This is a genomic window from Bradyrhizobium sp. McL0615 (assembly GCF_049993905.1).
Lineage (GTDB): Bacteria > Pseudomonadota > Alphaproteobacteria > Rhizobiales > Xanthobacteraceae > Bradyrhizobium.
This window is the reverse complement of the sequence record NZ_CP188254.1, coordinates 2,940,321-2,954,006: the sequence shown is the minus strand read 5'-3', so window position 1 is coordinate 2,954,006 and position 13,686 is coordinate 2,940,321. Positions and strand designations below refer to the sequence as shown.

The 13,686-nt window shown below is 63.8% G+C and carries 14 protein-coding genes; 2 read left to right on the top strand and 12 right to left on the bottom strand.

Annotated elements, in window-relative coordinates; translation table 11 throughout:
• The first annotated feature begins 4 nt into the window (after positions 1-4).
• Complete coding sequence (locus ACPPVP_RS14055) at positions 5-670, top strand: sulfite oxidase-like oxidoreductase (protein WP_426535152.1); 666 nt, start codon at positions 5-7, stop codon at positions 668-670.
• Between the two features lie 204 nt (positions 671-874).
• The gene (locus ACPPVP_RS14050; RefSeq protein WP_426535150.1) at positions 875-2,095 is read left to right on the top strand and encodes an alpha/beta fold hydrolase; all 1,221 of its coding nucleotides are present in this window, start codon (positions 875-877) and stop codon (positions 2,093-2,095) included.
• Here the strand turns inward: ACPPVP_RS14050 and ACPPVP_RS14045 are convergent.
• The 12 genes from ACPPVP_RS14045 to ACPPVP_RS13990 all read right to left on the bottom strand — a co-directional run bounded on the left by ACPPVP_RS14045 (position 2,092) and on the right by ACPPVP_RS13990 (position 13,514).
• Positions 2,092-3,147, bottom strand: coding sequence for a YeeE/YedE family protein (locus ACPPVP_RS14045; RefSeq protein ID WP_426535148.1), 1,056 nt, complete (start codon positions 3,145-3,147; stop codon positions 2,092-2,094). The genes ACPPVP_RS14050 and ACPPVP_RS14045 overlap by 4 nt on opposite strands.
• Before the next feature lie 13 nt (positions 3,148-3,160).
• Positions 3,161-4,183 carry a quinone oxidoreductase family protein gene (locus ACPPVP_RS14040; protein ID WP_426535146.1) on the bottom strand — a complete coding sequence of 341 codons (1,023 nt, stop codon included), beginning with the start codon at positions 4,181-4,183 and terminating at the stop codon, positions 3,161-3,163.
• A gap of 33 nt (positions 4,184-4,216) precedes the next feature.
• A complete protein-coding gene (gene paaK / locus ACPPVP_RS14035; protein ID WP_426535144.1) occupies positions 4,217-5,548 on the bottom strand; it encodes a phenylacetate--CoA ligase PaaK in 1,332 nt (443 codons plus the stop codon).
• An 18-nt stretch (positions 5,549-5,566) separates the two neighbouring features.
• Positions 5,567-6,025, bottom strand: a complete 459-nt coding sequence (gene paaI / locus ACPPVP_RS14030; RefSeq protein WP_426535142.1) for a hydroxyphenylacetyl-CoA thioesterase PaaI — start codon at positions 6,023-6,025, stop codon at positions 5,567-5,569.
• Between the two features lie 234 nt (positions 6,026-6,259).
• Positions 6,260-7,339, bottom strand: a complete 1,080-nt coding sequence (paaE, locus tag ACPPVP_RS14025) for a 1,2-phenylacetyl-CoA epoxidase subunit PaaE (RefSeq protein WP_426535140.1) — start codon at positions 7,337-7,339, stop codon at positions 6,260-6,262.
• A 103-nt stretch (positions 7,340-7,442) separates the two neighbouring features.
• Positions 7,443-7,943 (bottom strand): 1,2-phenylacetyl-CoA epoxidase subunit PaaD, encoded by a 501-nt coding sequence (gene paaD / locus ACPPVP_RS14020; RefSeq protein ID WP_426535138.1) that lies wholly within the window; start codon positions 7,941-7,943, stop codon positions 7,443-7,445.
• Entirely contained in the window at positions 7,937-8,713 is a 777-nt protein-coding gene (gene paaC, locus ACPPVP_RS14015; RefSeq protein ID WP_426535136.1) for a 1,2-phenylacetyl-CoA epoxidase subunit PaaC, read from the bottom strand. The genes paaD and paaC overlap by 7 nt, the downstream gene beginning before the upstream one ends.
• 110 nt (positions 8,714-8,823) lie before the next feature.
• Positions 8,824-9,111 carry a 1,2-phenylacetyl-CoA epoxidase subunit PaaB gene (paaB, locus tag ACPPVP_RS14010; protein WP_027539035.1) on the bottom strand — a complete coding sequence of 96 codons (288 nt, stop codon included), beginning with the start codon at positions 9,109-9,111 and terminating at the stop codon, positions 8,824-8,826.
• 11 nt (positions 9,112-9,122) lie between these two features.
• Positions 9,123-10,115 (bottom strand): 1,2-phenylacetyl-CoA epoxidase subunit PaaA, encoded by a 993-nt coding sequence (paaA, locus tag ACPPVP_RS14005; RefSeq protein WP_426535132.1) that lies wholly within the window; start codon positions 10,113-10,115, stop codon positions 9,123-9,125.
• A 76-nt stretch (positions 10,116-10,191) separates the two neighbouring features.
• Positions 10,192-11,061 carry a phenylacetic acid degradation operon negative regulatory protein PaaX gene (paaX, locus tag ACPPVP_RS14000; RefSeq protein WP_426535130.1) on the bottom strand — a complete coding sequence of 290 codons (870 nt, stop codon included), beginning with the start codon at positions 11,059-11,061 and terminating at the stop codon, positions 10,192-10,194.
• Positions 11,062-11,266: 205 nt separating this feature from the next.
• Complete coding sequence (locus ACPPVP_RS13995) at positions 11,267-12,037, bottom strand: esterase/lipase family protein (protein ID WP_426535128.1); 771 nt, start codon at positions 12,035-12,037, stop codon at positions 11,267-11,269.
• Positions 12,038-12,227: 190 nt separating this feature from the next.
• Positions 12,228-13,514, bottom strand: a complete 1,287-nt coding sequence (locus ACPPVP_RS13990) for a DUF445 domain-containing protein (RefSeq protein ID WP_426535126.1) — start codon at positions 13,512-13,514, stop codon at positions 12,228-12,230.
• Positions 13,515-13,686: the final 172 nt, after the last annotated feature.

The following is a 13,686-nucleotide window of genomic DNA, read 5'->3' as shown; positions in this document are numbered from 1 at the left end:
GATAATGGCCGACGAGAACGAGCCGCCACCGGAGAGCAAGCTGACGCGCAGCAAGGCGCGCTGGGCGCGCGAAGGGAAATTCCTCACCGGCAGGATTTCACGGCCCGACGAAGCGCGTCTGCCGCCGGGCCAGCATCTCACCAAGGATTGGCCGACGCTCGATCTCGGCCTGACGCCGAACATCTCGCGCGAGCGCTGGCGGCTCGATGTGTATGGCGCGGTCGAACATCCGCTGTTCTGGGATTTCGCGCAGTTTACCACACGGCCGCAGAGCCAGTTCGTATCCGACATTCACTGCGTCACGACCTGGTCGCGTTACGACAATCAATGGGAGGGGTTGGCGACCCGCGACCTGCTCGACGCCTGCCGGCCGCGCGAGGACGCACGGTTCGTGGTGCTGCATTCCCATGACGGCTACACCACCAATCTGGCGCTGGAGGATTTTGCCGCCGAGGATTCCATTCTCGTCCATAGCTGGTCGGGCGCGCCGCTCGAGCAGGAGCATGGCGGCCCGGTGCGGCTGGTGGTGCCGCATCTCTATTTCTGGAAAAGCGCAAAATGGCTGCAGAGCATCGAATTTCTGGCAGAGGATGCGCCGGGCTATTGGGAAGTCCGCGGTTACCACAATCGCGGTGACCCGTGGCAGGAACAGAGATATTCAGGCGATTGAGGATGGTTTAACCTTCTCTAGGTCGGGGCTTCATCCTTCGAGACGCATCGCTTTGCGATGCTCCTTCGGAATAAGCGCAGTTGCGCTTATTCCTGAGATGAGGTCTTAGACCCTCATGGTGAGGAGTGCGGCGACGCCGCGCGTCTCGAACCATGTAGGCCGAACAGCAGCCGACAGACTCGCGCCCAACCAAGGAGAACGCCCGTGCCGACGGAACGCTTCCAATTCACCGGCGAAGGCGGCCATCAGCTTGCCGCCGCGCTGGATACGCCGGATGGACCGGTGCAGGCCTACGCGCTGTTTGCGCATTGCTTCACCTGCGGCAAGGATGTGCTGGCCGCTAAACGCATCGCGGCAGCGCTGGCCGCCAAGGGCATCGCGGTATTGCGTTTCGACTTTACCGGTCTCGGCGCCAGCGAAGGTGAATTTGCAAATTCGACCTTCTCGTCCAACGTCGCCGATCTGGTCCGCGCCGCCGATCATCTGCGCGAAACCCGCAATGCCCCCGCGATCCTGATCGGCCACAGCCTCGGCGGCGCGGCGATCCTTGCCGCCGCCGGACAGATTCCGGAAGCCAAGGCGGTCGTCACCATCGCTGCACCTTCCGATCCCGTGCACGTCACGCACCTCTTCAAGGACAAGATCGAGGACATCCGCGCGCAAGGCAAAGTGGAAGTTCAGCTGGCCGGACGGCCGTTTCACATCAAGCGCGAATTCATCGACGACATCGCCGAGCAAAATCTGATGTCGCAGGTCGCCAAGCTGCACAAGGCGCTGCTGGTCATGCAGTCGCCGACCGACGACACGGTCGGGATCGACAACGCCACCCGGATTTTCGTCGCGGCGAAACATCCCAAGAGTTTCGTGTCGCTGGCGGGCTCCGACCATCTGCTCTCCGGCAAGCGCGATGCGGCCTATGTCGCCGACGTCATCGCCGCCTGGGCCGAACGCTATATCGAGCCCGCCGCCGCGCAGCCCGATGCCGCAGGCGAAGCGCCGCGCAGCGTCGTGGTGCGCGAAACCCGCAACGGAAAATTCCAGCAGACCGTCACTACGGGTCCGCACCAGATGCTGGCGGACGAGCCTGTCGCCGCCGGCGGCCAGGACAGCGGACCTGGGCCGTATGATTTCGTGCTGGCGGGCCTCGGCGCCTGCACCTCGATGACGATGCGGATGTATGCCGACCGCAAATCGCTGCCGCTCGATCGCGTCACGGTGACGCTGAAGCACAGCAAGATTTACGCAAAAGACTGCGAGGAATGCGAAACGCGGGAGGGCATGCTGGATCAGATCGACCGCGTCATCTCGATCGAGGGCGCACTCGATGCCGATCAGCGCAAGCGATTGATGGAAATCGCCGACAAGTGCCCGGTGCACCGGACGCTGACGTCGGAAATCCGGATCGTGACCAAGGCGGCGGATTAGGCCGTGGCGAGCGGGCGGACGCGGAGCGCGCCGCGCAGGCCCGCAGCGGTGCCGATCAAAATGCCGGCGAAGGCGATCAGCGACGCCAGCGCCAGCGTCGAAAATCCCGTCAGGCCCTGCCCGATCGAACAGCCGAGCGCCATCACGCCGCCCGCGCCCATCAGCGCGGCACCGCCGCCCGAGCGCAGCATGTGGCGTGGCGACTGATAGCCTTCGAGATGGAAGCGCCCGGTCGCCAGCGCGGTGACGAGGCTGCCCGCGAACACGCCGAACACCGTGACGATGCCGAAATTCAGCGTCGATCCCGTCGACAGCATGACATATTGCAGCGCGTCCGCGATCGGCGCGATGAAGGTGAGCGAGGTGACCGGCGTCGGGTTGAAATCGTCGGCGCCGAGATAGCCGGTGGCGAACCAGCCGGCCGCGACCAGCAGGCCGACCACAACGCCGGCAGCCATCTGCCCCGGCGAGCGCCGAAACGCGGGATGCGCGAAAGCGAAGATGATCAACGCCGCCGAGATGATCGAGGCCGCCAGCATGCGCGCGGCCGTTGCGCTCAGGCCCGCTGCGGCAAGCAGCGCCGGCACCGAGTTTGCCGTTGTCGTGGTCTGGGACGCAGCGACCATTGCAATGCGCGGCGGCGCAATCAGGCCTTTCAGCGTCATCTGCGCTGATATCGCCAGCACCACGACCACCACGAAGGACCGGAGATTGCCGCGCCCCAGCAGCACCAGCGCGCGTGAACCGCAACCGTTCGACAGCACCATGCCGTACCCGAACAAGAGGCCACCGAAGAACATTACCGGCGCGGAGAACAAAGACTGCAGATAGATCGACTTGCCGATATCGACGAGGCCGGACGCCGCCAGCAATTGCGTGGCGGCGACGGCCACACCGATCGCGAGCGCATAGGTGCGGACCAGTCGTCCATCGCCTTCCGCCAGCCAGCCACGCATGCCGCTCATCAGGCAGAAGCCGCTCAACAGGCCGACCGAACCATAGACGAGGCCGATCACGAGCGCAGAGAGAATGACGATGCTGGCGCTATCCATGACTTCGCTCCTGTCACGCCGGCCGCAAAATCACGCGGTCGCGTGACGAACCGGCCACCGCGACGAATGCAGCCTTGGCCTGTTCCAGTGGATAGATCGCGTTCGGCTTGATCGGGAACGGTTTAAGATGCCCGTCGGCAAAGCCGGCGCCGAGTTCCCTTAAGACCGTACCGGTCGCAACTGACGACAGGCCGAGCGTATCGATGCCCACGTACGTGTGCTGGCCGCGATAGAATTCGAGGATGTTGAACTGCACGATGCGATCGACCGTAGCGATCAGGATCTGCCGCCCGCGCAACGCCAGCGATTTGTGCGCGGCCTCGAAATAGGGATCGCCGACTGTGTTGAATACGATGTCGGCGCCCTTGCCGCCGGTGAGTTCGCGCACGCGCGAAGCGACGTCGGTGGCGGAGGCGTCGATGACCTCGACTTGCGCATTAGCGTGGCCGTCATACGGCTCGGCCTTGCGCACCACGCCGATCACGCGCGCGCCGTGCCAGGTCGCGATTTGCGTCGCCGCCTGCCCGACCTTGCCGTTGACGCCCATCACCAGCACGGTCTCGCTGGCCTTGGGGATGCCGGCGCGGCGTAGGCCTTCCATCGCGGTGACGAAGGGCACGCCGATGCCGGCGGCCTCTTCCCATGAAATGCCGTTCGGCTTCTCGACCACCGCGTCCGCTTCCACCACCAGATGCGTGGCATGCGTGCCGTCGCGGCGGATGCCGAGATCGCCGGAGGAGCCGAATACTTCGCGGCCGATCCAGCCCTGCGGGCCGTCGATCACGACGCCCGCATAGTCGCGGCCCGGCGTGCGCGGAAACACCGCATAGGGCATCAGCCCGGTCGCGGCCTTCACGTCGGACGGATTGACGGCTGCGGCCTTGACCTCGATCAGCAGATCATTTTCGCCGCGCGACAACGCGTGCGTTTCGATGACCGGCGAGATCGACGCGGCATCGACTGCCTTCGCGGGCAGGCGGACACAGCGCGCCTGGACCGTGGCAGATCGAAGGTCGGGCTTCTCAGCAAATGACATCAGGCATTCCTGCTGGCTTCTGAGCAGCAGGAGTTACCCTTTCGGCCGCTTGTCGTAAACACGTTTTGCCTTGCCGAGCGAACGTTCCAGCGTGTCCGGCGCCACGGCCTTGATCCGGGCGGTGATGCCGATGGTGTTCTTGATGAAGACGGACACCCTTTCGGCATGCGCGGGCAATCCGCTGCCGTCCCAGCTTTCGGGGCGGGCTTCGGCGAGCACGGTCATCTCGTCCATCCGCCCTTCCCGCGTCAACTCGATGATGAAATGGCCGCCGCACCAGTCGGTCGCGAGCAGCGCCTCCTCGATCTGGGTCGGGAATACGTTGACACCGCGCAGGATGATCATGTCGTCGGAGCGCCCCGTCACCTTCTCCATGCGCCGCATGCCCGGCCGCGCGGTGCCGGGCAACAGCCGCGTCAGGTCGCGGGTGCGGTAGCGGATGATTGGAAAGCCCTGCTTGGTCAGCGAGGTGAACACCAACTCGCCCTTCTCACCGTCGGGCAGCACCGCGCCGGTCTCGGGATCGATCACCTCGGGATAGAAATGATCCTCCCAGATGTGCAGGCCGTCCTTGGTCTCCACGCATTCCTGCGCCACGCCGGGGCCGATCACTTCCGACAGGCCGTAGATATCGGTCGCGTCCATATCGAAGGCGTGCTCGATCTCGGCCCGCATCGCGTTGGTCCAGGGCTCGGCGCCGAAGATGCCAAACTTCAATGACGATTTTCTGGGATCGAGCCCCTGCCGCTTGAACTCGTCGAGAATGGCCAGCATGTAGCTCGGCGTCACCGTGATGATATCGGGCTTGAAGTCGTTGATCAGTTGCACCTGGCGCTCGGTCATGCCGCCGGAGACCGGCACCACCGTGCAGCCGAGCTTTTCGGCGCCGTAATGCGCGCCGAGGCCGCCGGTGAACAGGCCGTAGCCGTAAGCGTTGTGCATCAGCATGCCGGTGCGACCGCCGGCCGCGCGGATCGAGCGCGCCATCACGTCGGCCCAGATGTCGATATCGCCTTGGGTATATCCAACCACGATCGGCTTGCCGGTCGTGCCCGAGGAGGCGTGGACGCGGACCAGCTTTTCGCGCGGTACGGCGAACATGTTGAAGGGGTAATTGTCTCGAAGGTCAGTCTTCACCGTGAACGGGAATCTGGCGAGATCGGAGAGCTGTTTGAAATCGGACGGATGCACGCCGGCCGCATCGAATGCCTTCCGGTAATGCGCGACATTGTCGTAGGCATGCTTGAGCGACCATGCGAGGCGCCTGGTCTGCAGCGCCATGATCTCGTCGCGCGAGGCGCGCTCGGCCTCATCCAATTCAGCGCTGTAACCGCTTCCGCTGGATTTCAATCTTGCCATGGCCATGACGCGTTTCCCTTCTCGCTATCTTTGTGTGGCCGCGTTGTCCGCACGCGGCAGCCACGTGCCGGCGATGGTGCGCGAGTGACCGCGAAACTCGGCGATCACAACATCGCCTGCCGTGACACGGACGTCATAAATCCCGGACCGTCCGCTGCGCGAGATTTCCCGCGCGGTCGCGACGAGCACATCCCCGAGCTTGCCCGGCCGGATAAAGGTGATGTCGCATTGCGCGGCGACTGCACGCTCGTTGCGCGAGTTGCAGGCAAAAGCGAAGGTGGAATCGGCCAGCAGGAAAATGAAGCCGCCATGGGCGATGCGCTGGCCGTTGACCATGTGCCGCTCGACCGTCATCGTCAGCGTTGCGAAGCCGGGCTTCACCTCGACAATGTTCATGCCGAGGCCCTTGCTGGCGTCGTCCTCCTTCCACATCGCATCCGCGCAGGCGCGGGCGATATCGTCGGGCGAGAGCACGACGTTCATTGCGGGTTGCCCGCTCTGCGAGACGGTTCCACGACGTTCTCTCCATGTATGCACGGGCCTGTTGAGCAGGCCTCATTACGTAGTCAGTGTTGGGACGGGGCACCTGAGGTGTCAACGATCCCGCGAATTCTTGGTCCAACATCTTCCGTCATTCCGGGGCGATGCGAAGCATCGAACCCGGAATCTCGAGATTCCGGGTCTGGTCCTGCGGACCATCCCGGAAGGACGGCGTTGTTAGACATGGTCGTAGTCCACTACCACCCTGTCCGAACATGGCCTCGCCTGGCAGGTCAGGATGAAGCCCGCCTTCAGCTCCCATGGCTCCAGCGAATAATTCACTTCCATCTGCGCGTCGCCCTCGACCAGCTTGGCGCGGCAGGTCGAGCACATGCCGCCCTTGCAGGCGAACGGCAGATCCATGCCGGCGCGCAACGCGGCATCTAGAATGGATTCCTCCTCGGCGACCGGTACCTCGCGGCGCTTGCCGTCGATGATCAGCGAGGCCATCGCCTTCGGAGGCGCGGTTACCTCTATGATTTTCTTGGGGCGCGGCTTGCCGCCGAACTCCGAGACAAAGCGCTCGACGTGAATGCGATCCTCGGCAATGCCGATGTCGCGGCAGGTCGCCTCGATGTCCTCGCTCATGCCCAGGGGACCGCAGACGAAGACGTGATCGACGCTTGCGGCCGGCACCAGCGAGCGCAGCAGCACGCGGACTTTTTCACCGTCGAGCCGGCCATGCAGGATCGGGATATCCTGTTCTTCGCCCGAGATGACATGGAACAGCGAGAGCCGCTGCATGAAGCGGTCCTTCAATTCCTCGAGCTCTTCGAGGAACAGCATGCTCGAGGTCGAGCGGTTGCCATAGAACAGAAAAAAGCGGCTGTTCGGCTCGCGCGCCAGCACGCCTTTCACGATCGACAGGATCGGCGTAATGCCGCTTCCGGCGGCAAAACCGACATAGACCCGCGCCTCACCGGGCGCGTGCGCGATACCAAAGCGGCCTGTCGGCGTCATGACGTCGAGTTCGTCGCCGGACTTCAGTTCGTCGGCCGCCCAGTTCGAGAACGCGCCGCCGTCGACCTTCTTCACGGCGATGCGCAGTTCGCCATCGTCAGGGCCGGAGCAGATCGAATAGGAACGCCGTACTTCCTCGCCGTCCATCGTCGTACGCAAGGTAAGGTATTGACCGGGAGCGAAGCTGTAGTCGTTCTCCAGCTCCTTAGGGATCGCAAACGTCATCGACACCGCGTCCGCGGCTTCGCGGCGCAGATCGTTGACGGCCAGACGGTGAAAGCGCGGTGCGTGGGACATCAGTGTTTCCCCACCGTCATTGCGAGCGCAGCGAAGCAATCCACACTTCCTTTGCTGCCCGATGGATTGCTTCGCTGCGCTCGCAATGACGGCATAGAGATCCTCAATGACACTTGAAATAATCAAACGGTTCGCGGCAGGCCTTGCAGCGCCACAGCGCCTTGCAGGAGGTCGAGCCGAATTCGGACAGCAGCTCGGTATCTTGCGAGCCGCATTGCGGGCACGCCACCTGCTGTTCGCCGAACAGCGCGCGGCGCGAACTTGACGCTTGCGGCGGCGCGATGCCGTAGGCACGGAGCTTGTTGCGGCCGCCCTCGCTCATCCAGTCCGTGGTCCAGGCCGGCGACAGCACGGTGCGGATGGTCGGCCGCGCAATGCCGGCGCGTTCCAGCGCCAGCTCGATTTCCAGCGCGATCATGTTCATGGCGGGACAGCCGGAATAGGTCGGCGTGATCGCAACCTCGACCCGGCCGTCATGGACCTCGACCTCGCGCAGCACGCCGAGATCGGCGATGGTCAGCACGGGGATTTCCGGATCGACCACCGTAGAGGCCGCGTCCCAGGCGCGGCGGCGCAGATCGGTATCGTCGAGGACCGCTACCATGTCGCCCCCGGAAAGGTCCGCTGCATCGACTGCAGTTCGCTGAGGAGATGGCCGAGATGCTCGCTGTGCCGGCCGCTGCGGCCGCCCTGCTGCATCCAGTCATTCTTCGGCAAGGCCAGAGTCGCCTCGCTGACGACGCCAGACACGATCTTGAGCCATTGCGAACGCAACGGTGCAGGATCGACCGCGATCCCGGCATCGATCAGGCCGCGCTCGCTGTCGTCGACGGCAAACATCTCGCCGGTAAAGGCCCAGAGTTCGTCAATCGCTCCTTGCGCGCGGGCGTGGCTTTCCTCGGTGCCATCGCCGAGGCGGACGATCCATTCCGAGGAATGGCGCAAATGATAGGCGCTTTCCTTTTCCGACTTCGCCGCGATCGCCGCCAGCGTCGCATCGCTGGAACGCATCATCGCGCGCCAATAGAGATCGGCGAAGGCCGCGTAGAAGAATTGCCGCACCATCGTGCGCGCGAAATCGCCGTTCGGCTGTTCCAGCAGCAGCAGATTGCGGTACTGCCTGACGTCGCGCAAATAGGCGAGCTTGTCCTCGTCGTTATCCCTGCCCTCGACCTTGGCCGCATAGGAATAGAGCTCGCGGGCCTGGCCGAGCAGATCTAGGCCCATATTGGCGAGCGCCATGTCCTCTTCCATCATCGGCGCATGGCCGCACCATTCCGACAGCCGATGGCCCAGGATCAGGGCATCGTCGGCCCGGCGCAGCGTGTAGAGCACCAGCGGCGTTTCGGAGACGGTGATGTTGGCGACGGTCATATCGATCACCTGCTAACAGTCGTCATTGCGAGGAGCGAAGCGACGAAGCAATCCAGACTTCCTTTGCGGCGCGATGGATTGCTTCGCTGCGCTCGCAATGACGGAGAAACCTACATATGCCCGACTTCATCCGGCACGTCGTAGAACGTCGGGTGCCGGTAGATCTTGGATTCCGCCGGCTCGAACATCATGCCCTTCTCGGATGGGTCGGACGCGGTGATCGCGTTCGACGGCACCACCCAGATCGAAAGTCCCTCGCCGCGGCGGGTGTAGATGTCGCGCGCGGCCTGAAGCGCCAGCGTCGCGTCGGTCGCGTGCAGCGAGCCGACATGCTTGTGCGCCAGCCCGTTGCGGCTGCGGATAAAAACTTCCCAGAGCGGAATGTTCGGCGTTGCCATCAGTCGTCTCCCTACTCTGCGGCCTGCAAGGCGGCGCGTTGCCTGCGTTTCTCGGCATAGGCCAGCGCGGCCTCGCGCACCCAGGCGCCATCGTCATGCGCCTTGCGCCGCGCCGCGAGACGATCGCGGTTGCAGGGGCCGTTGCCGGCCAGCACCTGCTTGAACTCTTCCCAGTCGATCGCGCTGTATTCCCAGTTGCCGTTGTCGTTCTGTTTCATGCCGGGATCGGGAATCGTAAGCCCCAGGAATTGCGCCTGCGGTACGGTGGCGTCGACGAACTTTTGCCGTAGCTCGTCATTGGAGAAACGCTTGATCTTCCATTTGGTCGAGGTGTCGCTGTGCTGGCTCGCCTGGTCGGGCGGGCCGAACATCATCAGCACAGGCCACCACCAGCGGTTCAACGCCTCCTGCGCCATCGCCTTCTGCTCGGCGGTGCCGCGGCACAGCGTCAGCATGATCTCAAAGCCCTGGCGCTGGTGGAAGGATTCTTCCTTGCAAACGCGGATCATCGCGCGCGCATAGGGGCCGTAGGAGCAGCGGCACAACGGGATCTGGTTCATGATGGCGGCGCCATCGACCAGCCAGCCGATCGTGCCGATGTCAGCCCAGGTCAGCGTCGGATAGTTGAAGATGGAAGAATATTTTGCCTTGCCGGCCAGCATCAGGTCGACCAGTTCCTCGCGCGAGGTGCCGAGCGTTTCGGCGGCGGCGTAGAGATAAAGTCCGTGGCCGCACTCGTCCTGCACTTTCGCGAGCAGCGCGGCCTTGCGACGCAACGACGGCGCCCGCGTGATCCAGTTGCCTTCGGGAAGCATGCCGACGATTTCGGAATGCGCGTGCTGGGAGATCTGCCGCGTCAGCGTCTTGCGATAGGCCGCCGGCATCCAGTCGTTCGGCTCGATGCGTTCCTCGGCATCGATGCGCGCCTGAAACTGCGCGGCCCGCGCGGCGTCCTCAACGTTGCGGTCTTCGCCCTCGGACGAATTGAGCGCCTGCGTATACATGGCGGACCTCCTCTGAATTTGTTGGGAGCAAATATATAACACAAATTTCGATATGCAATATATTTCTGTAACATATCTACGGATTGCCAAAACGCTTCCCAAGTTCCGCGCCGGGCTTCGGCAAAGGCCCGTTTTCGTTGGTGGCGTGGCGGTCAAGCCATTGTTCGGACGCAGGAAGCAACGCGCGATAGGTTCCGCCGCACAGCGCTCGAGCCGCCCTGCCCGGCCAGTCCGAAGGCAACAGTGACGTCGGCAGCAAGGGATCGCGCAGCACGACGCGGCGGTAATGGTGGATCAGGAGCACGCGCGCGGTGAAGGCGTCCGCCTCCGTCAGCCGCTCGCCGCTGAGAATCCAGAGATGCAGTGGCTCAAAGGTTTTCATGAATTTTAGATAGGCGTCGGCGGTGCGATCGAGCGGCCAGCTTTCGCTGAGCAAGCGCCGCCCGCTGTCGTCCTCGGCCGAAACTTCGAGACGGATCGCGCCGGCTGCCTCCTCCGGCACCGGCACTCCCGATGGCGCCACCCACACCCCCGGCAGGGGGCTGCCGAAGCCGGCGTTCTTCAGCGCCTCGCGCGCGGCGTCACGATCGCCGCCATTGCCGATCAGCAGCAGCTCGAACCGGCCGGTCCAGTCGGTGGCCGGCGGACCGTAGATGTGTTTCGTTGCGATATCAAAAGTTTGCCGCCCGCTTTGCACCAAGCGGTAGAAGCTGTTGCGGCCGATTTTATTCCGTTCGAACCAGCCATCGGCAGTCAGCCGCGACATCGCGGTGCGCACCACGCTGGCGTCGATGTCGAGTTGCTCGAAGAACTCGAGCAGCGTGCCCAGCCAGACCGAACCGCCGCGCGGCACAATGGCATCGCCGAACATCGTGATGACGATCGAACCGGTGCGCGACGGTTCGCGCTTCAATTGCTGGATAATACGGGTGAGCGGCAACGGCATGCGTCAAGGCATAGCGCGTTTTTTGGATCTGCGACAACGGCGGTATCTTCTCCTTCTCCCCGTTCTTTACGGGGAGAAGGTTGGGATGAGGGGCTGCCTCAGCAAATTCGATGGAGAGGAGTTCGCGGAGAGTCCCCTCACCCGCCGCTTCGCGTCGGCCTCTCCCCGCACGCGGGGCGAGGCTGTCGGAGTTCGCCGCGCGTCCTCAGCGATGCGGGTTCGGATAAACCAAACTCCGCCAGCCGCTTCGATCGAACGGCGTCCATTCGCCTTCCGCCTGCGCCAGACGATCGGCCACCGCATAGACCGCGGCCGGGTGATGACCCATGCCGCAATGGCTGCTCTCGACCTCGATGCTCTCCGATGTCGCCGAGGTCTTTTCCATGCAGCCCTGCCAGGCGCAGACGCCGTCGGTGCGGCTGAAGATCGCGGTGGTCGGCACCGGCGGCGTCGCCGATAGCGCACCGCCGAAACGGGCGTCCTCCTCGTCGGCGCGGCGGCCGCTCGCCATCTCATAGACGCGCCAGGCGTTGGTCGCCTTCGGGCCTGATGCAAACGGGCTGCCGAGCGTAATCACCGAGCGCACGCGCTCCGGCATCATCTTGGCGAGCTGGCGGGCGTAGAGGCCGCCGAGGCTCCAGCCGACCAGCGAGACCTTGCGGCCGTGCGTGTCGTTCAACTCGTGCACCAGATCGACCATCGCGTTCTGCACGCCATGGCGCAGGCCAAGATTGCGGCCCTGGCGCCAGCCCGAGACGGCGTAGCCGCGGCTCTTCAGGAAGCTGCGCAGCGGACGCGTCGAAGTGTCGGACGCAACAAGCCCGGGCAACACCAGCACCGGATGACCATCGCCACGCGGCGCGAGGCTCAGCAGCGGCAATGCGCCGAGAAACGCACCCAACTCGGAAATGGCTCGCCCCTCCAGAAACATCAGGGTTCTGGACGGCGGCGAAAGCGTCTGTGCAGCAACGGACATTATGTCTCCTCTCGGGTCGGCCCCTTTACGTCGCGGCAGCCGGCCACTGGTTCAGTTAAGTAGACGCAAACGCAGCAGAATCGTTCCGCAACGCAACATGGTTCCATAAAAAGCTAGGGAACCGATTTTCGTCTTGCAAGCCGGCCCAGTACGGACTGGGCCAACTAAAAACATTGACGTGATTAATTAGTCACAACAGCCGCAGCAGATATTCGAGCGTGTAGAGCGCCAGTCCTGCAAGGCCGCCGATCAGCGAGCCATTGAAGCGGATGTATTGCAGGTCGCGGCCGATGTTGATTTCGATCAGCGAGATCAACTGCCCCATGTCCCACGATTTCACCTGGTCGGAGATGAAAGTCGAGACGCCGCTCTTCTGTTCGGCGACGACCGTTCGCAGCACGGCCACCAGGCCCTGATTGATTTCGGTGCGCAGTTCGACGTCACCGGCCAGCGCCTCGCCCGCCGTCACGAACATGCGCACCAGATATTGCTCCAGCACCTGCGTCTCGCCCGAAGCGCTGCGCTCGAAGAACGAGCGCGCGTTCGCCCAGATGTGGCGCGCGAGATCGGACAGTTCGGGGCGCGCCAACAGATCGCGCTTCAGGCCCTGGATGCGCTCGGCATAGGCCGGATCGGTGCCGAGCCGATCGACGAAGGTCAGCACCATGCGGTCGAATTCGCCGCGGAACGGATGCGCGGGATCGTTGCGGACTTCCTCGAAGAACGCGCTGGCTGACGCCACGATCTTGTTCACCAAAAACTTGTCGGCGCGATACAGCTTCAAAAGCGTCGGCAATTCGGCGCGGATCTTTTCGCGGATCATCGCCATGGTCTCGGCTTGCGTCATGGTCTGATGCACGCCGCGCAGGAGATCGTCGAGCAAGCCCTGATGCCGCCCCTCCTTCACGAAGGCGCGCAGCGTTCCGGCGGCGAGCGGCGCCAGATCGATCGCCATCAGTTGCGCGGTGATGCGGCGGCTGACGAAGGTCATCAGCCCGGAATTCTCCGTGGCCGCGACCGCCTCCGGCAACAGCCGCAGCGCGAAGCGCGCGAGATCCTCGCTGCGCTTGCGGTCGCGCAGCCAGTCGGCGATGAACGAGCCGAAATCGATCTGCCGCAGTTTTGCTTCGACCGGAGCGGACTCCAGAAAGTGCACCTCGATGAATTCGCCTAGCTTGTCGGCGATGCGCTGCTGGTTGCTCTGGATGATCGCGGTGTGGGGGATCGGCAGGCTTAAAGGCCGTTTGAACAAGGCGACCACGGCGTACCAGTCGGCCAGACCGCCAATGGTCGCGGCCTCGGCAAAGGCTGCGATGAAGCCGAACACCGGATGCAACGGCAGCAACGCCTTCGCGCCGAGAAAAATCGCAAACGTCGCCGCCAGTACCGACGTCGCCAGCAGTTTCACGCGCCGCAGCTCGGCGGCGCGGGCGGCGTCGCCGGGAGTGTCGATGACGAAGGTGCCGGGAAGGCTCATGACGGCTTTCGAAGAAGATTCGCGCCTGTGTCAGCGTACCCCGTCATTGCGAGCGCAGCGAAGCAATCCATCTCACCGCGAGCGAAGAGATGGATAGCTTCCGCCTTCGCCCGTTGAGCTTCGGCGGACAAGTCGTCCGCTTACGCTCCTCGCAATGACGGCGGAGGATGCA